Raw genomic sequence first — 16,925 nt, forward strand, 5'->3', positions numbered from 1 at the left:
CGGAGGAAGAAATCAGAATTCCTTGAGATCGCGGCCCACGACCTTCTTCAGGTCGGCCTTGCTCGGCGGCTTTTCGGGCGTGAAGTAGCCGGCGGCCTTCTTGGCCTCCATCTCGACGCTGGCGTCGTCGGGAACCAGCCAGTCGGGGATCGGCACGCGTTCGCCGATCTCGACGCCGCCCTTCACCAGCGCGTCGTACTTCATGTTCGACATCGAGACGAACCGGTCGATCCGCCGGATGCCCAGCCAATGGATGATGTCGGGCATCAGCTGCTGGAAGCGCGCGTCCTGCACGCCGGCCACGCATTCTGTGCGCTCGAAATAGGTCGCCGCCTGGTCGCCGCCCGGCTGCCGCTTCCTCGCATTGTAGACCAGGAACTTGGTCACTTCGCCAAGCGCCCGGCCTTCCTTGCGGTTGTAGACGATCAGGCCCGCGCCGCCGGCCTGCGCCTGCGCCGTCGCCTCCTCGATCCCGTGGGTCAGGTAGGGGCGGCAGGTGCAGATGTCGGAGCCGAACACGTCGGAGCCGTTGCACTCGTCGTGCACCCGGCAGGTGAGCGTGTACTTCCTGTTCCCGATCCGCGCCGGGTCGCCGAACATGTAGAGGGTGATGCCCCCGATCGGCGGCAGGAAGACCTTGATGTCGGGCCGGGTGACCAGCTCGGGATACATGCCCCCGGTCTGTTCGAAGAGCGTGCGGCGCAGCTGCGTCTCGTCGACCTCGAACCGCTCGGCGATGCCCGGCAGATACCAGACGGGGTCGATGGCCGCCTTGGTCACCGCCACGTCGCCGTTCTCGTGCACCACCGTCCCGTCGACCTTCAGCCGGCCCTTGGCGATAGCCTCGTGGATCTCCGGCAGGTCGATGCGCGCCTTGGTGACCGCGATGGTCGGGCGGATGTCGACGCCCTCGGCGAGCTCCGCGGCGAAGTCCTCGGCCACCCGGTGGCCCCAGGGATCCAGGCTCACGATCTTGCCCGGCTCATGCCATTGGGCGTGCGGACCGATCGGCACGACCGGATAGGTGTTGTGCAGTTCCGGCCGCGTCTCGGCCGCCATGGCGCCCGACGAGATCGCCAGCGCCCGGTAGATCGAATAGGCGCCGCCGTGCGCGCCGACAGCGTTGCGGTCCGCGCCCGAGTTCGGGGTGGCGATCACCGGGCCGCGCTCGCGGGCGGTCTTGGCGTCCCAATGGATCGGGAACCGGCTCTGCGACCCACCGCCCGGGTGCGAGGTGAGCCGGATGTGGGATGTCCTGTTGGCGGACATGATCTTCTCTCAAACCTCCAGAATCGAAAAAGCCCCGCGCCGTTCGCCGGCTTGGGGCCTTTGAGCGGGGATCAAACACCCGCTGATTTCACTTGGCAAGTCTTACGGCTTTGCTGTCGGGCGCCCAGGCCGCTGATTTGGCTGCGCTTTGTCTCGCAAGCTCGACCGGGGCGGCAAGGCGGCCTAAGGGTTGCGCGTGACCCGCCGAGCCTACCGCGCCGCCCTGCTCCACATGCTGGACGACCCCTGCCGCGCCCCGGCGGCGGAGGCCTACGCCTATCACCCGGACGGCCTGCTGATCGTCGAGGACGGCCATGTGGCGGCCTTCGGCGCCTATGCCGACCTCGCGCCGGCCCTGGCGCCGGGGACGCCCATCGAGGCCTTCCCCGGCAAGCTGATCACGCCGGGCCTGGTCGACGCCCACATCCATTATCCGCAGACCGACGTCATCGCCGCCTGGGGTTCGCAGCTGCTGGACTGGCTGCACAGCCACACCTTCCCCGCCGAACAGGCCTTCGCCGACCGCGCCCACGCCGACGAGGCCGCCGGCTTCTTCTGCGACGAGCTGCTGCGTCACGGCACCACCAGCGCGCTGGTGTTCGGCACGGTCCACAAGACCTCGGTCGACGCCCTCTTCGACGCCGCCTTGGCCCGTAACATGCGGCTTACCGCCGGCAAGGTGCTGATGGACCGCCATGCGCCGGCGGGCCTCACCGACACCGTCGAGACCGGCCGGGCCGACACGGAAAGCCTGATCCGCGCCTGGCGGGGCAAGGGGCGCCTTGGCTATGCGGTCACGCCCCGCTTCGCCGTCACCTCCTCGGACGCCCAGCTCACCATGGCCGGCGAGGTGGCCGCGGCCCATCCCGACGTCCTGATCCACACCCACATGAGCGAGAACCTCGAAGAGATCGCCCGGGTCGGCGAGCTCTTCCCCGGCGCGCAGGACTATCTCGACGTCTACGCCCGCCACGGCCTGGTGACGCCGCGTTCGGTCTTCGCCCATTGCGTCCACACCACCGACGAGGCGCTGCGGCGCATGAATATGGCCGGCTCGGCGGCGGTCTTCTGTCCCTCGTCCAACCTGCTCCTGGGCTCGGGCCTGTTCAGCCTGAAACAGGCCTGCGCCTGCGGGGTCACCGTCGGCTTGGGCACCGACATCGGCGCGGGCGCCAGCTTCTCCCTGCTGCACATGATGGGCGAGGCCTACAAGGTGGGCCAGCTCGGCGGCGAGGCGCTCGACCCGCTGCACGCCTTCTATCTGGCCACCCTGGCGGGCGCCCGGGCCATGAAGATCGACGCACACGTCGGCAACCTGGCGCCCGGCAAGGAGGCCGATTTCCTGGTCATCGACCTGGCGGCCACGCCGCTGCTCGCGCGCCGCACGGCCGCCGCCCGGACCATCGCCGAAAAGCTCTTCGTGCTCAGCCTCCTGGGCGACGACCGCGCCATCGAGCGGACCTACCTCGCCGGCGCCCTGGCCCACAGCCGCGACAGGCTCTAGGCCGGTGGAGGCCTTCCGCGTCGAAACCCCACTCGGCCCCATCGAACTTCTCGGCCGCGACACCGGGGCGCCCGTGCAGCTGGTCATCACCGGCGCCTTCGCCTCGTCCAACACGCTCGAGCTGAACCAGCAGCGTTTTCCCGAGCTGGACGTCTGGCGCACCCACCTGCCGGGCAACCATTCGCCGCCGCTCGTCGCGACCTCGGTCGGGGTGTTCGCTGCGGCGATCTCCCACGCCCTGCGCCAGCGCCTGGCAGGCCGCACGGCCAGCGTGATCGGCCTGTCGGTCGGCGCCCTGGTCGCCATGGCGCTCGATCCCGCCCTGGTCGGCCGCCTCCTGCTGGTCGAGCCGCCCCTGCGCCCCGACCGCGCCTGGCCGCTCGCCCAGCTTCTCGACGCCATGCCGCCCGGCGGCGAGGACTTCGTCTGGCAGGTGTTCGGCCTCGCCGAGGGGCGCGCCGAGCCGCGCGACTACACCGGCCTCGTCGAGCGCCTGCGGCGGCCGGCCAAGGTCGTGCTGGGCGGCGACGCCCTGCTGCCCGAGCGCGAGCGGACCGGCTGGCCAAGCCTGGTGGACGCCGACAGCCGCCGCCGGCTCGCCGCCCACCCGGGGATCGAGGTCGAGGTCCTGGCCGGCGCCGGCCACCACGTCCTGAAAGAAGCCTGGCCCCAGTTCGAACCGATCATGCGCGCCTTCGCCGCCGGCTGAGTGGAAGCATATCTGCGAACCACACGAACGGCTTCGCGCCTTGAGACTCCGCGCAGCGGAGGCTCAGTCGATTCAACCGCAGAGAACGCAAAGATCGCAGAGGTAGAGCATGATCGCGATGGCCGCGCGGCCATCGCGGCCTCTTTGCGATCTTTGCGTTCTCTGCGGTTTGAAAAAGGACGGTCCCGCTGCGCGGGCCTCTAGGGACCAGACCCGTTCGTGCGGGCCGCGGCGGGTGAGGTTAAACGCCACCTCCAACCTGCACGATTGGCGCTAAACCGCCCCCGTCAGCGCCTGGATCGCCACCAGGAGGTGATAGAACGAGGTGGCCGGCGCGGGCTCGTCGACGAAGGTCCCGTCGGCCCTCAGCTTGTCGCGCCACACCCCGCGGGCCGGGACGTCGAGGTACTGCGCGAGCCCGCGCGCCGCCCGCAAGGCCTGCGCCTCGTCGCCCAGCACGACGGCGGCCTTCAGGTGCTCGGTCTGCGGCCACAGCCGCGCGTCGCCGTCGCGCACCGAGAAGTCGTCCCACAGCGCGTTGACCGCGACCTCACGGACCGGATCGACCCCCTTCAGCCCGGTCTCGAACAGCCGCCGCGCCGCCGCCAGCGCCCGCTCGTCGCGCCGCGAACGGCCCCAGCGGTCCAAGAGCCAGGCCCATTCGAACTGGTGGCCGGGCTCGACCAGGCCGCCCTCGCCCTCCAGCGCCCGCCACCGCTCATCGAAGAACTCGCGCAGCGCCCCGGTCGCCGGGTCGATGAACCGGCGCAGCGCCAGGTCCGCCAGCTCATCCGACAGCGTCGCCCAGGAGGGTCCGCCGAGCGGTTCCCATGCGAGCGTGCTCTCGAACAGGTGCATGTGCCAGTTGGCCTGGTAGGGATGGGGCCCGTTCTCCCGAAAGCCGCCGCCCGCCACCCGCCGGTCCTGCAGCGCATCCAGCACGCCCGCCGCCTGCGCCTCGAACGACGAGGCCGGGTCCGCCGCCTGCAGCGCCGCCATGGCCAGCAGAACGAAGGCCTGCTCGTAGTTGTCGGCCTCGGTGTCGAGCGGCGTCCCGTCCGCCGCCACCCGGTTGCGGAACAGGCCGTCCGGCCGCCGATAGGCCGCCACGAACCGTGTCCAGCCGGTCTGGGCCACGCCCAGCCACCGCGCGCCGTAGCCGCCCTGCGCCGCCTGCGCGAACACGAACACCTGCCGCGCCTGCGCCCGCGCGCGCCGCGGGGCCTCCACCGGGTGGCCTTCGAGGTCGAGCGTCTCCTGGAACAGCCCGCCTTCAGGATCGACGCCCGCATCGGCCCACAACGGCAGCGCCGCCTCGCTCAGCCAGGCGCGATACCAGTGGGCGGCGTCGGACAGGGTGTCGAAACGGACGGGCATGGGCGCCTTATGGCCGATTTAGCCGCCGTTGCCAGCTTCGGGGGGCCGCCTGAGGCGTCGCGGCCCTAGGCGTCGCAGTTGCGCGCTGCGTGCGCCACGTGGAAGGCGCCGGAATGCGACAGCACGATCCAGTCGCCGCAGCGCGCGATGATCGGGCCCTCCGGCGTGCGCACCTGCACCGCGGCGCTTTCCACCACCGCGCAGGCCTCTTCGCCGAGCCACCGCCAGAGCGCCCGCCAGCTCGCCTTGTCGCTGGGCGGCGGCACGCGCAGCGCCGCGCCGTGATCGAAGGGCGGATGGAGCTGAATGGCGCGCATGGACCGTTGGAAACCCTTGGCTGGCCGTCGAATCGTCTTGAGGTCCGAATTCGCGGTGCTTCGGTGACCAAGTGCTTAATTGCCGCCTGCGCCGCCCCCCGACCGCATCGGATACGACCCTGGCTTGCGGCGAGGGGGCGCCTGGACCCAGGCGCCGACGCAGGCGCTGAGTCGGGCGCCAGACAGAACGCGGTCGCCGAACGCGTTATTTCCTCGCGAGTTGCAAATTGTCGCACCTCGGTTTTCGGGCGCCCTTTTAATCACAGAAATAACTAGCTTAACTTATGGTAGAGCCATCGCGCGGGGTCCGGGGGGATTTTCGCCCGCCAGAAGGCATCGGCCGGGGGAGACAAGAATTGGCAGATCCGTCAACAAAAGCGCCCGATCCCATGGATGTGGCCCTGGGCGCCGCGGTGCGCATCCGCCGCCGCACCATCGGCATCTCGCAGGAGGCGCTGGCCGAGCAGTGCGGCGTGAGCTTCCAGCAGATCCAGAAATACGAGAACGGCGCGAACCGCATCTCCTTCTCGCGCCTGGTGCAGATCGCCCGCGCCCTGAAGTGCCGGGTCGTGGACCTGATGGATGTGCTGGACGGCCCGGACCGCGAGATGACCGGCGACCTCGACCTCTTGACCCGCATGCGCACGCCGGGCGCGATCGAGCTGCTGGCCGCCTATGAGGTGATGCCGCCGGAGGCCCGCACCTCGCTGGTCGGCCTGCTGCGCGCCCTCACCGCCCAGGCCGAAACCCCCGCCAAGACCCGGGTGGTCGCCTAGCTACTCCGCCAGGACCCTGTCGATCACCGCCTTGGCGCCGGGGCCGGCCCAGTCGGCCTCGCCGGAAATCCGCCCGCGCTCCAGGCCGTCCTTGCCCAGGATGATCGTCGTCGGCATGCCGTCGGCGTTGGGCTTCAGCGTCCAGGGCAGCTTGGCCTCCGGATCGTTGTAGAGCTTGAGCGGCGCATTGGCCGCGATGAACGCCTTGGCCGCGGCCAGCTGGTCCGGCTTGTCGATCGACACCGCCACCACCTCCACCGGCTTGCCCGCATAGGCCTGGGCCAGCTTGGCCAGCGTCGGCATCTCAGTCTTGCAGGGGCCGCACCAGGTCGCCCAGATGTTCAGCACCACCACCTTGCCCTTGAAGTCGGCCGGAACGAGCTTCTTGCCGCTGGCGTCGAAGAACGGATAGGCCGGGGGTTGGGCGCCGTCGGCGGCGTGCGACAGCTTCTTGGAGACGTCGTGGGTCTCGGGCGCGGTGGCCACGGCGCCGGAGCTCGCCCCGGAGCTTCCGCCGGAGGTCGCCACCTCGGTCTGCGTCACCGGCTTGGCCGTGGACTGGGCGATGATATAGACCAGCCCCGCGGCGCCTATGGCGGCGGCGCCCCACAGGGCCCATCTCAGGACCCCGCCCTTGGATTTCGCCCCCTCGGTTTTCGCCTGGGACTCTTCGCTCATATGACGAACTCTTCTTCTGACGCCCCGAAGTCGCCGCCCCCCGATACCGCAAAGGCGGGGCAAGCGATGTGGGGCGGCCGTTTCTCGGACAAGCCGGCCGAGCTGATGCAGGCGATCAACGTCTCCATCGGCTTCGACCGGCGGCTGGCCGCGCAGGACCTGGAGGGGTCCCGCGCGCACGCGGCGATGTTGCAAAAGACCGGCGTCATTACAAGCGAGGACGCGGCGGCGATCCTCGGCGGCCTCGACGCCATCGCCGCCGAGATGGACGCAGGCAGCTTCCCGTTCCGCGAGGAATACGAAGACATCCACATGAACGTGGAGGCCCGCCTGCGCGAGCTGATCGGGCCTGCGGCCGGGCGGCTGCACACCGCGCGCTCGCGCAACGACCAGGTGGCGCTCGATTTCCGCATGTGGGTCCGCGAGGCCTGCGACCGGACTGCAGCCCAGATCAAAGCGCTTCAACGGTCGCTGATCGCCAAGGCCGAGCCGCACGCCGCGACCCTGATGCCGGGCTTCACCCACCTGCAGCCGGCCCAGCCGGTGACCTTCGGCCACCACCTGATGGCCTATGTGGAGATGTTCGGCCGCGACGCCTCGCGCTTCGCCGATGCGCGGACGCGGATGAACGAAAGCCCGCTGGGCGCCGCGGCGCTGGCCGGCTCGCCCTTCCCGATCGACCGGAAGATGACCGCACACGCGCTCGGTTTCGACCGCCCCACGGCCAATTCGCTCGACAGCGTCGCCGACCGGGACTTCGCGCTCGAAGCCCTGGCGGCGGCCGCCATCACCGCCATCCACCTCTCGCGCCTGGCCGAGGAGATCGTCATCTGGATGACGCCGCAGTTCGGCTTCGTGCGCCTGACCGACGCCTTCACCACCGGCTCCTCGATCATGCCGCAGAAGAAGAACCCCGACGCCGCCGAGCTGGTGCGCGCCAAGGCGGGGCGGCTCTTGGCCTCGTTCACCCAGCTGGCCGTGGTCATGAAGGGCCTGCCGCTGACCTATTCGAAGGACATGCAGGAGGACAAGGTCCCCACCTTCGAGGCCTTCGACGCCCTGGAACTCAGCCTGCGGGCCATGGCGGGCATGATCGCGGATATGCAGCCCGCCATTGAAAACATGGAAAAAGCCGCGGGCGCGGGCTTTTCCACCGCCACCGACCTCGCCGACTGGCTGGTGCGCGAGCTCAAGCTGCCGTTCCGCGACGCCCACCACATCACCGGCGCCGCGGTGAAGCGCGCCGAGCAGCTCGGCTGCGACCTGCCCGCCCTGCCGCTCGCCGAGCTGCAGAGCTTGGAGCCCCGCGTCACCGAGGGCGTTTTCAAGGTGCTGACGCCGCAGGCATCGGTGGCCAGCCGGATGAGTTACGGTGGGACCGCACCCGACCAGGTGCGCGCCCAGATCGAGCGTTGGAAGGAAATCCTCGCATGACCCTTCGTCGTCTTCCGACTTTCGGCGCAGCCGCGCTCATGGCGCTCGGCCTTTGCGCCTGCGGCAAGCTCGGCCAGCTCGAAAGGCCCGGCCCCCTGAACGGCGCCGGCCACGCCACCACCCGCCAGGCGGACGAAGCCGCCCGTCAGGCGCAGGACCCGCAGCGTCCGGTCGACACCGTCGATCCGCGCGACCGCAGCGTCGATCCCGCCCCGCCACGCGCCGCGCCGATCGAAAGCTCCGGCCAGAACCCGTTCGGCTCGGGCCCGCCCGGCGCGTTCGGCAACCCCTTCACCAACCCGCGATGAACCACTTCGAGCTCGTCGCCAGCCTAGAGGGGGAGAGTTCGGGGGGCGCCGAGCTCGCGTGTGAAGGCGTACCCCTCGCGACGATCGCGCAAGCCGTGGGCACGCCGGTCTACGTCTATTCCTCCGCCACCCTTGAGCGGCATTTCACCGTCCTGCGCGACGCGCTCGTGGGCGCCGGCCTCAAGGACCCGCTGATCGCGTTTGCCGTAAAGGCAAACCCCAACGTCGCCGTCCTGCGCACGCTCGCCGCCGTCGGCGCCGGCGCCGACGTGGTCTCCGAGGGCGAGATCCGCCGGGCGCTGGCCGCCGGCGTGCCGCCGGACCGCATCGTCTTCTCCGGCGTCGGCAAGACCGAGGCCGAGGTCGCCTTCGCGCTGGAGACCGGCGTCGCCGAGATCAACCTGGAGTCGGAACCTGAGTTGACTCTCGTTAACCGGGTGGCCCAGCGGATGGGCAAGCGCGCCACCGTCGCCATCCGGGTCAATCCCGACGTCGAGGCCGGCGGCCACGCCAAGATTTCCACAGGCAAGGCCGAGAACAAATTCGGCGTTTCCATGGTCGAAGCCGAGCGGCTCTACGCCAACGCCGCCAATATGGCCGGCGTCCGCCCGGTCGGCGTCGCCTGCCACATCGGCAGCCAGATCACCGACCTCGCGCCCCTGGAAGCCGCCTTCCGCAAGATGCGGGGCCTGGTCGAGCGCCTGCGCGCCGAGGGCCTTTCCGTCGAGCGCCTCGACCTCGGCGGCGGCCTGGGCGCGCCCTATTTCAACGCGCCCACTCCACCGGCGCCTGTCGACTACGCCGCGATGATCGCCAGGACCATGGCGGGCCTTTCGGGCATCCAGTTCGCCTTCGAGCCCGGCCGGATGATCGCCGCCAACGCCGGCGTGCTGGTCGCCCGGGTGCTGCACGTCAACGCCCGCCCCGAGGGCCGCAAGTTCCTGGTGCTGGACGCGGCCATGAACGACCTCCTGCGGCCGGCCATGTACGACGCCTTCCACGACATCCGCCCGGTGAAACCCCGCGAGGGGGAGCCCGAGACCTACGACGTGGTCGGCCCGATCTGCGAGACCGGCGACACCTTCACCCGCGACCGCACCCTGCCCCCGCTGCAGGCCGGCGACCTCGTCGCCTTCATGACCGCCGGCGCCTATGGCGCGGCCATGTCCAGCGAGTACAACTCCCGCCTGCTGGTCCCGGAGGTGCTGGTGAAGGGCGACCGGTTCGCGGTGGTGCGCCCGCGGCCCACCTACGACGACATGCTGGCCAAGGAGCAGTCCGCGCCCTGGCTGTAACGAAAACCGACCGGAGGAACGCCCCGATGTCTCCCATTCCCAAGCGCGGCCCAATGGGCGGCATCGTGGCCGTCACCGGCGCGGCGGGCTTCCTCGGCGGCTGGGTCGTGCGCCTGCTGCTCGACAAGGGCTACCGGGTCCGCGCCTGCGTGCGCGACGCGAGCGATGACAGCCGGGTCGGGTTCCTCAAGGCCATGCCCGGCTACGCTTCGGGCCGCCTCACCCTGCACAGCGCCGACCTCGACAACCCCGGCTGCTTCGACGAGGCGTTCAAGGGCGCCAACGGCGTCGCCCACATCAGCCACGTCTCGGCCTACAACGACCCCGACTATGTGCGCCGCACCTGCGACCACATCATCGCCTCCATCAACGGCTCGGGCAGCGTCACCCGCGTGGTGGTCACCTCCTCGATCGCCGCGGTGATCTCCGAGATGGACCTGCAGGAGATCGTGCGCCGGCCGGTGTTCTACGAGGACCGCTTCCCCGACGAGACCAACCCCAAGCGCACGCCGGAGCGCGGCCAGGGCTATTCCATGGGCAAGCTGATCGCCGAGCGCGCCTTCGCGGAAGCCGCCGAGGCCTCCGGACGCTGGGACGCCATCACCTGCTGCCCCGGCGACAATGTCGGCCCCATCCAGTCGGCGCACCAGAAGGACATGGGCCCCTGGCAGCACCTGATCGAGCAGATGCTCGAGGGCCACTGCCGCCAGACCGACGTCTACCGCCCCTGGATGACCGTCGACGTGCGCGACGACGCCGCCTGCCACATCGGCCTCCTCGAAAGCGCCGAGGTGTGGAACGGCGAGCGCTACATCGCCTGGTCCACCGACACCCGCAACGTCGAGGACATCTGCGCCGACATCGGCCGCCTGCTGCCTGAGCTGAACCACGACACCCCGCCGGTCACCGACCCCTTTCCCGAGCGCATCCAGGCCCGCGAGGCGGAGTTCCGGGCCATCTGGGCGCTCGGCGACCTTCGCAACGACCGCATCCGCGCCGTGACCGACGTCACCTTCCGCCCCCTCGACGACTCGATCCGCGACTGCGTCGAATCCCTGCTCTCCATCGCCAAGGTGCGGCCGAAGGTGCGGGCCGCCGCCGTGTGACCGGGCAGGGTTCATGGCTTTGCGCGACGGCCACGCTGGCTTATGGATTCGTTATGATCAGGATGGGCGGCTAGGGATGGCGCCGGTTCACAGGACAGCCAGGGGACGGACCTTCGCAGCGTCGGCGGCCTGCGTGGCGCTCCTCGCGCCCGGCCTCACCCGCGCCGCGCCGGCGCCCGACAGCGCGAGCACCGTCTCGGAATTGACCGTCACGGCGTCCAAGACCGTCGATGAGCTCACCGTCACGGCGCCGAAGAAGTGCCTCAAGCCCACGCTCTCCGACCACTGGGCCCACAGCCCCAGGGTCGTCTCGACCTTCCCCGCCAAGGACGCGGTCGTCCGTCCCGGCATCCTGGTCATCCGCGTGACCTTCGATCAGCCGATGGCCTGCGCCGGCATGTTCAAGGACGACCCACCGCTCAGCGATCCCTGCCCCGGGTTCAAGCATGACCTGCTGTTGAGCCTGGACCGCATGACGGTGCGGACCGCCTGTGTCGTCGAGCCGGGGCGGCACTACGGCGCCCTCATCCGCAGGGGAGATGACGACGACAGCTCGACCTTCCTCAGCCTCGCCGGCGCGCGGCCGAGCGAGTACGAATTCCGCTTCAAGACCTCCGACGCCGCGCCGGTGACCACGGTCTGCGAAGCGCTCACCGAAGACGAGCAGACCGCCCGCGAGCTCAGCCAGCGCCGCAAGCTCGACTGCGCGCCTCGCCACGCGCCCTGAACGCGTGGCCGACGGCGCCCCTACATGTCGCCGCAGTTCTGCATGTAGACGGGGGCGTGCTTGGTGCGCGCCCAGCCGTCCTTCGTCTTGGTGAACTCGGCGACCTGGGTGCCGGACTGGGCGTGCTGGAACTTCGGGTCGAAGCCGTTGTAGGCGACCATGGCCACCACGTGGCCCACCACGCCCTTGGCCTGCTCGTCCGGCGTCACGGTCCGCTCGGCCTTGCAGGCGACCTCGAAGCTCTCGCACTTCTGGTCCGAGGCCTTGCTCTGGCACAGAGCGTCGGTGGCGATGATCTCCTTGCGCCACTTCAGGATCTCGTCGTCGAGACCGGTGAACTTGCCCTCATCGCCCTTCGCGACGGAGGTGACCGACGAGCCGGACGGGCTGCAGGCGCTAAGGCCCGCGCTCAGGGCGCCGCCAAGGATCAGGAGGGCCGCAACCGCGGCCGCGCGTTTCATCAAGTTCGGGCTCCGTAGGTCTGTCGTCGGATGGGTCTTAGGGCAGGAACGCCCAGGGTAGCGCCCAGATGCGGCGCCGGCGTGGCGTCTCTCTAGTCGAGCGCGCCGATATAGGGCAGTCCGCGATAGGCGCCAGCCGCGTCCATGCCGTAACCGACCAAAAATCGGGCAGGCGCCTCCCAGGCGACGAAATCCGGCTCGATGGCCCGGGGTTTGGGCCCCCATAAAGTAGGAGGGGGTTTGCTCGCGAAGACGCAGGTCCTGACCTCGCCGGCCCCGGCGTCCTTCACCAGCCGGGCGGCCTCGGAGAGCGAGAGCCCGGTGTCGAAGACGTCGTCCACCACCAGCGCGCGGCGCCCGGCCAGCGGCCGCTGCAGGTCGGCGCGGACCTCGCAGCGCCCCAGGCTCGCCCGCGCGTCGCCATAGGAGGCCAGCCAGAGCGCGTCGAACGCCAGGTTGCGGCCGAGCCGCGACAGCGCCCGCATCAGGTCCGCGCAGAACCACAGGCCGCCCGTCAGCAGGCAGACGGCCACGGTCTCGTCGTCCACATGCGGCGCCATCCTGGCCGCCAGCGCCGCGACGCACTCGGCCACCTCGGCTTCGGACAACAGGACGGTCGGCGTCGGAATGGTCATTTGGCGGCGGGCGCGGGTTTGGCCCCATCTGGGGCAATGGGGGGCGGCGCCGCGGCGGTCTTGCCGGCGGCTGAGGGCTTGGCCGCGGGTTCGAAGGTCACCTGCAGGTCGTGGATCGCCGCCGGAGGATCGACCAGGGTGATGGCGAAGTAGCGTGTCGCATGCGCCGGCACCGCGGCGTCGATCGGCCGGGCGACCTTGGTGGCCACCGGCTTGCCGAACCGGTCGAGCAGGCTGACCCTGAGCGCCGGCGCCTCGGCGGCGTCATCGCGCAGGTTGTGCAGCTGGCCGGTCACCGACAGCACCGGGCGTCCGCCCTGGAAGGCGGGCTCGGCATGCACCTTTTCGATCGTCAGGGAAGAGACCGGCAGACCCAGGCCCGCATAGGCCTTCTGGCTGGCCGGCAGCAGATTGACTACCTGGGCGCGGAACACGATCAGGCCGGCGATCAGGGCGACGATCACCACCGCGCTGCCGCCCCAGACCAGCACCTTGCCGTTGGCCTCGCGGGCCGCGGCGGCCTTGCGCTCCGGCTTGCGCGAAACGGGCGCCGGCGGCGGCTCGAACACGATCTCGTCAATGGCCGGCGGCGGGGGCGAAGGGATGGGAGCGGGCGCCGGTTTGGGCGGTGGCGGCGCGGGCTCTTCGGCCCTTTCCGGGCGCGCGGTCCAGCGCGCTCCGCAGTTGGAGCACTTCACGGTCCGCCCACCGGCGGCGATCCGTGAGTCGTCCACGAAATAGCTGGTGGCGCACTCTGGACAGGTCAGTATCATGACAGTCGAATCGGACGCTCCCGAAGCCTCCTATCCGAGGTCGCCGATTTCGGTCTCCATGTCCAGAAACCCCGTTGCCGCTGCGGCAGGCCGCACCGCCGAAGATGTCGTCCGGTTCGACGGCGTTTCCATGCGCTACGGCCGCGGCCCCGATGTCCTGACCAACCTCAACTTCGGCCTCGCGCCGGGATCGTTCCACTTCGTCACCGGCCCTTCGGGGGCGGGCAAGAGTTCGCTGCTCAAGCTGATCTACCTCGCCGCCCGGCCATCGAAGGGGGCGGTGCATCTGTTCGGCCAGGACACCACTCAGGCGCCCGCCAGCGCCAAGCCGGGCCTGCGCCGCCGCATCGGCGTGGTGTTCCAGGATCTGACCCTGCTCGATCATCTCTCGACATTCGACAACGCCGCCCTGCCCCTGCGCATCGCCGGGCGCAAGCCCGCCGACTACCGCAATGACGTGGCCGAGCTGCTCACCTGGGTCGGCCTTGGCCAACGCATGCACGCCATGCCCGCGACCCTCGCCGGCGGCGAGCGCCAGCGCCTCGCCATCGCCCGCGCCGTGGTCAACCGCCCCGACATCCTTCTCGCCGACGAGCCCACCGGCAACGTCGACCACGAGATGGCCGTGCGCATCTTCCGCCTGTTCGTGGAGCTGAACCGGCTGGGCACGACCGTGCTGATCGCCACCCATGATCAGGACCTGATCGCCCGCTCCGGCCGGCCGGTGCTGCTGCTGGAAAACGGCCGCATCACCGCACGCTCGGCGCCCGATCCCCGGCCCTCGGGCGCTGTGCCCGCATGAGCGAGATGTTCGATCCCGCCCGCTGGCGCCCGGCCCCCTTCCTGCCGGAGAAGGAGACCCGCGACGGGTCGCTGATCTTCGTGGTCGCCGTGCTCTGCTTCCTGGCCTGCCTGACCGCCATGGGCGTGCTCGCCGCCAACCGCGCCGCCGCCGGCTGGACCGGCCAGCTGAACGGCGAGGCCACCGTCATCGTGCGGCCCAAGGGCGGCGAGACCCCCGACGCCGCCGCCGCCCGCGCCGCCGAGGCCCTGGCCGGAACCCCCGGCGTCACCGAGGCCCGCGCCTTGGAGCCCGCCAAGGCCTACGACCTGATCCGCCCCTGGCTCGGCGACGTCAGCGACCTGGAGGACCTGCCGGTGCCCAGGCTCGTCGCCGTCACCCTCGATGGCCGCCACCCGGCCAACGCCAAACAGCTCAACGCCGCCCTGCAGAGCCAGAACGTCGACGCGACGGTCGATGACCACTCCGTCTGGATCAAGGACATCCAGCGGGCCGGCGGCCTGGTGCGCTGGCTGGGCGTCATGGTCTTCCTGCTGATCGCCGCGGCGGCCGCCGCCGTCGTCGCCTTCGCCACCCGCGCGGGGCTGGCGGCGCGGCGCGACGTGGTCGAGGTGCTGCATCTGGCCGGCGCAGAGGACGGCTTCATCGCCCGCCTGTTCCTCACCCGCTTCGCCCGGATCGCGGGCCTCGCCGGGCTGATCGGCGCCGGCGCGGCCGCGGCGTTGGGCGCGGGCCTGCGCATCGCCGGCGGCGGCGAGGGGCTGACGCCCGCCCTGCCGCTGGCCTGGAGCGACCTGGCCGCCGTGCTCCCCTGCCCGCTGCTGGCCGCCCTGGTCGCCGCCGTCGCCGCCCAGGTCACCGCCATGGCGCTGATCCGGGACATGCAATGAGGACCCTGGCGGCCCTCTTGGTGATCGGCCTGATCTGGGTCGCGGGCCTGTTCGCCTTCGCCGGGCGCGTGCAGCGCTCGACGCCGAGCCCAGAGCCTGCCGCGGCCGACGGCATCGTGGCGCTGACCGGCGCCAACTCCAACGAGCGCATCGCCGCCGCCGTCCAGCTGCTGGCCGACCACAAGGGCCGCCGCGTCCTGGTCAGCGGCGTCAACCGCGAGGTCAGCCGCGAGCAGCTGCGCGTCGCCTCGGGCTCGGTGCGCCGCCTCTATGACTGCTGCGTGGACCTGGGCTTCACCGCCGCCGACACGGTCGGCAATGCGCGCGAGACCGCCGAGTGGGCCAAGGCCATGCGGTTCTCTAGCCTGACCGTGGTCACCAGCGACTACCACATGCCCCGCGCCATGCTGGAGCTGCGCGCCGTGCTGCGCCCGCCGACGGTGACACTGCAGATCTACGCCGTGCCGACCCAGGGGCTGAAAACCCGCCACTGGTGGCGCTCGCCGGGCGCCGCGCGCTTGATGGTGGTGGAGTATTCCAAGTATCTGGCGATCCTCGGCCGCGAGGCGGTGCTGGGGCTTGGCCCGCGCACGACGCCCGCGGCGGCGAATAAGGGCTGAAATTGCTCCTCGTCCGATCCCTGCTGTTCACCGTGGCCTTCTACGTCTGGTCGGTGTTCTGGGTGCTGTTGATCCTGCCGCTCGTGCTGGCGCCCAGAATCTGGATCGTAAGGTCCTGGCGACCCTGGTCGCGGGTGGTGATGTGGCTGCTGCGGGTGATCTGCGGCATCCGCGTGGAGTTCCGCGGCCAGCAATACATGCCGGCGAAACATGCGCTCATCGCGCCCAAGCACCAGTGCATGTTCGACGTCTTCGCCCAGTTCTCCGTCCTGCCCGACAGCTGCTTCGTCACCAAGCAGGAGCTGATGTGGATCCCGTTCTTCGGCTGGTACGCCTACAAGGCCCGGATGATCTCGGTCGACCGGTCGGGCCAGGCGGCGGCGTTGCGCAAGATGGTCGCCGACGCCAAGGACCGCTTCGCCGACGAGCGCCAGCTGGTGATCTTCCCGGAAGGCCACCGGGGCGAGCCGGGAGTCGCCGGCGACTACAAGCCCGGCATCGCCGCCCTCTACCGCGAGCTCGACGTGGCGGTGCATCCCATCGCCACCAACGCCGGCGTCCACTGGCCCGCCCACGGAATCCTCAGGCGGCCGGGTGTCATCGTCTACGAGTACCTGGAGCCGATCCCGCCGGGCCTCAAGCGCGCCGAGTTCATGCGCATCCTGCAGGACCGCATCGAGACCGCGTCCATGGCGCTCCTGCCGCTCTGATCCTCATCCCTCCTCCACCAACCCCAGCAACGCCTCCATCGATCGGTCGCGGATGCCCTCCTGGCGCAGGTGGTCCACCAGGTCGCGCAGATAGTCCTCGTTCCGCCCGGAGAGGCCCACAGCCCCGCGGATCAGCTCCGCCTGCCGCTCGAGGCTGAGCGCGCCGGCCCACTGTGGATGATGCACGTCCGACAGGAACACCACCGCCTCGACGCGCCGCCCATCGGCCAGCCGCACAAAGCGGCGCCCCTCGATGTAGGTCTCGGTCGGCTGCTCTCGCTCCAGCAGATAGGCATAGACGCCCGCCCAGTCGGCGTCGGCGATCCGGTAGGCCATGCCGCGCACCGAGCCGCCGGGCGCCAGCCCCAGCACCAGGCCGGGCCGCTCGTAAGTGCCCCGGTGATGCACCGAATAGATGCAGAAGGCCCGCCGGCGGCCGGCGAGCGTCGCGGGAACCCGCTCGGCGAAGGCGAAGCCCGGGCGCCACATCAGGGACCCGTACCCGAACACCCAATGCTCGTCCGCCATCGCGCC

The 16,925-nt window shown here is 70.5% G+C and carries 20 protein-coding genes and 1 pseudogene; 12 read left to right on the top strand and 9 right to left on the bottom strand.

Features of this window, described 5'->3' with window-relative positions; genetic code table 11:
- Positions 1 to 12: 12 nt before the first annotated feature.
- The gene (locus VKQ35_RS20985; RefSeq protein ID WP_324364779.1) at positions 13 to 1,269 is read right to left on the bottom strand and encodes a GTP cyclohydrolase II; all 1,257 of its coding nucleotides are present in this window, start codon (positions 1,267 to 1,269) and stop codon (positions 13 to 15) included.
- 196 nt (positions 1,270 to 1,465) lie between these two features.
- Between VKQ35_RS20985 and guaD the strand changes: the two genes are divergently transcribed.
- Positions 1,466 to 2,773, top strand: a complete 1,308-nt coding sequence (gene guaD / locus VKQ35_RS20990; RefSeq protein WP_324364781.1) for a guanine deaminase — start codon at positions 1,466 to 1,468, stop codon at positions 2,771 to 2,773.
- A 4-nt stretch (positions 2,774 to 2,777) separates the two neighbouring features.
- Positions 2,778 to 3,482, top strand: a complete 705-nt coding sequence (locus VKQ35_RS20995; RefSeq protein ID WP_324364783.1) for an alpha/beta hydrolase — start codon at positions 2,778 to 2,780, stop codon at positions 3,480 to 3,482.
- Positions 3,483 to 3,755: 273 nt separating this feature from the next.
- On the opposite strand, the gene VKQ35_RS21000 is transcribed toward VKQ35_RS20995, so the two are convergent.
- Entirely contained in the window at positions 3,756 to 4,859 is a 1,104-nt protein-coding gene (locus VKQ35_RS21000) for an AGE family epimerase/isomerase (RefSeq protein WP_324364785.1), read from the bottom strand.
- Positions 4,860 to 4,924: 65 nt separating this feature from the next.
- Positions 4,925 to 5,176, bottom strand: a complete 252-nt coding sequence (locus VKQ35_RS21005) for a hypothetical protein (RefSeq protein WP_324364787.1) — start codon at positions 5,174 to 5,176, stop codon at positions 4,925 to 4,927.
- Between the two features lie 389 nt (positions 5,177 to 5,565).
- On the opposite strand from VKQ35_RS21005, the gene VKQ35_RS21010 reads away from it, so the two are divergent.
- Complete coding sequence (locus VKQ35_RS21010; protein ID WP_324364789.1) at positions 5,566 to 5,952, top strand: helix-turn-helix transcriptional regulator; 387 nt, start codon at positions 5,566 to 5,568, stop codon at positions 5,950 to 5,952.
- Here VKQ35_RS21010 and VKQ35_RS21015 read toward each other — a convergent pair whose 3' ends face one another.
- On the bottom strand, positions 5,953 to 6,630 hold the full coding sequence (locus VKQ35_RS21015; RefSeq protein WP_324364791.1) for a TlpA disulfide reductase family protein: 678 nt from the start codon (positions 6,628 to 6,630) through the stop codon (positions 5,953 to 5,955).
- Between VKQ35_RS21015 and argH the strand changes: the two genes are divergently transcribed.
- From argH to VKQ35_RS21040, 5 genes are all read left to right on the top strand, one after another.
- Complete coding sequence (argH, locus tag VKQ35_RS21020; RefSeq protein ID WP_324364793.1) at positions 6,631 to 8,064, top strand: argininosuccinate lyase; 1,434 nt, start codon at positions 6,631 to 6,633, stop codon at positions 8,062 to 8,064.
- On the top strand, positions 8,061 to 8,372 hold the full coding sequence (locus VKQ35_RS21025) for a hypothetical protein (RefSeq protein ID WP_324364795.1): 312 nt from the start codon (positions 8,061 to 8,063) through the stop codon (positions 8,370 to 8,372). Before argH ends, VKQ35_RS21025 begins: the two co-directional genes overlap by 4 nt.
- On the top strand, positions 8,369 to 9,667 hold the full coding sequence (gene lysA, locus VKQ35_RS21030) for a diaminopimelate decarboxylase (RefSeq protein ID WP_324364797.1): 1,299 nt from the start codon (positions 8,369 to 8,371) through the stop codon (positions 9,665 to 9,667). The genes VKQ35_RS21025 and lysA overlap by 4 nt, the downstream gene beginning before the upstream one ends.
- A gap of 26 nt (positions 9,668 to 9,693) precedes the next feature.
- Complete coding sequence (locus tag VKQ35_RS21035) at positions 9,694 to 10,773, top strand: NAD-dependent epimerase/dehydratase family protein (protein ID WP_324364799.1); 1,080 nt, start codon at positions 9,694 to 9,696, stop codon at positions 10,771 to 10,773.
- A 133-nt stretch (positions 10,774 to 10,906) separates the two neighbouring features.
- Positions 10,907 to 11,500: a hypothetical protein gene (locus tag VKQ35_RS21040; protein ID WP_324364801.1), complete on the top strand. Its 594-nt coding sequence runs from the start codon at positions 10,907 to 10,909 to the stop codon at positions 11,498 to 11,500.
- Positions 11,501 to 11,520: 20 nt separating this feature from the next.
- On the opposite strand, the gene VKQ35_RS21045 is transcribed toward VKQ35_RS21040, so the two are convergent.
- From VKQ35_RS21045 to VKQ35_RS22100, 4 genes and pseudogenes are all read right to left on the bottom strand, one after another.
- Positions 11,521 to 11,961, bottom strand: coding sequence for a hypothetical protein (locus tag VKQ35_RS21045; RefSeq protein WP_324364803.1), 441 nt, complete (start codon positions 11,959 to 11,961; stop codon positions 11,521 to 11,523).
- 92 nt (positions 11,962 to 12,053) lie between these two features.
- Positions 12,054 to 12,596, bottom strand: coding sequence for a phosphoribosyltransferase (locus VKQ35_RS21050; protein ID WP_324364805.1), 543 nt, complete (start codon positions 12,594 to 12,596; stop codon positions 12,054 to 12,056).
- The gene (locus tag VKQ35_RS21055; protein ID WP_324364807.1) at positions 12,593 to 13,165 is read right to left on the bottom strand and encodes a DUF3426 domain-containing protein; all 573 of its coding nucleotides are present in this window, start codon (positions 13,163 to 13,165) and stop codon (positions 12,593 to 12,595) included. Before VKQ35_RS21055 ends, VKQ35_RS21050 begins: the two co-directional genes overlap by 4 nt.
- A 102-nt stretch (positions 13,166 to 13,267) precedes the next feature.
- A pseudogene (locus VKQ35_RS22100) lies at positions 13,268 to 13,369 on the bottom strand (MJ0042-type zinc finger domain-containing protein); the annotation flags it as partial.
- Positions 13,370 to 13,499: 130 nt separating this feature from the next.
- Here VKQ35_RS22100 and VKQ35_RS21060 point away from each other — a divergent pair.
- Genes VKQ35_RS21060 through VKQ35_RS21075 form a run of 4 tightly spaced genes read left to right on the top strand, consistent with a single transcriptional unit; the run spans position 13,500 to position 16,391 of the window.
- Complete coding sequence (locus VKQ35_RS21060; protein WP_414692373.1) at positions 13,500 to 14,171, top strand: cell division ATP-binding protein FtsE; 672 nt, start codon at positions 13,500 to 13,502, stop codon at positions 14,169 to 14,171.
- Positions 14,168 to 15,061, top strand: a complete 894-nt coding sequence (locus VKQ35_RS21065; RefSeq protein ID WP_324364809.1) for a cell division protein FtsX — start codon at positions 14,168 to 14,170, stop codon at positions 15,059 to 15,061. The genes VKQ35_RS21060 and VKQ35_RS21065 overlap by 4 nt, the downstream gene beginning before the upstream one ends.
- Positions 15,058 to 15,681 (top strand): YdcF family protein, encoded by a 624-nt coding sequence (locus VKQ35_RS21070; protein ID WP_324364810.1) that lies wholly within the window; start codon positions 15,058 to 15,060, stop codon positions 15,679 to 15,681. Before VKQ35_RS21065 ends, VKQ35_RS21070 begins: the two co-directional genes overlap by 4 nt.
- A gap of 2 nt (positions 15,682 to 15,683) precedes the next feature.
- Entirely contained in the window at positions 15,684 to 16,391 is a 708-nt protein-coding gene (locus VKQ35_RS21075) for a lysophospholipid acyltransferase family protein (protein ID WP_324364812.1), read from the top strand.
- A 3-nt stretch (positions 16,392 to 16,394) separates the two neighbouring features.
- On the opposite strand, the gene VKQ35_RS21080 is transcribed toward VKQ35_RS21075, so the two are convergent.
- Positions 16,395 to 16,919 carry a gamma-glutamylcyclotransferase gene (locus VKQ35_RS21080; RefSeq protein ID WP_324364814.1) on the bottom strand — a complete coding sequence of 175 codons (525 nt, stop codon included), beginning with the start codon at positions 16,917 to 16,919 and terminating at the stop codon, positions 16,395 to 16,397.
- Positions 16,920 to 16,925 lie beyond the last annotated feature (6 nt).

Source organism: Phenylobacterium sp. (assembly GCF_035309685.1).
Lineage (GTDB): Bacteria > Pseudomonadota > Alphaproteobacteria > Caulobacterales > Caulobacteraceae > Phenylobacterium.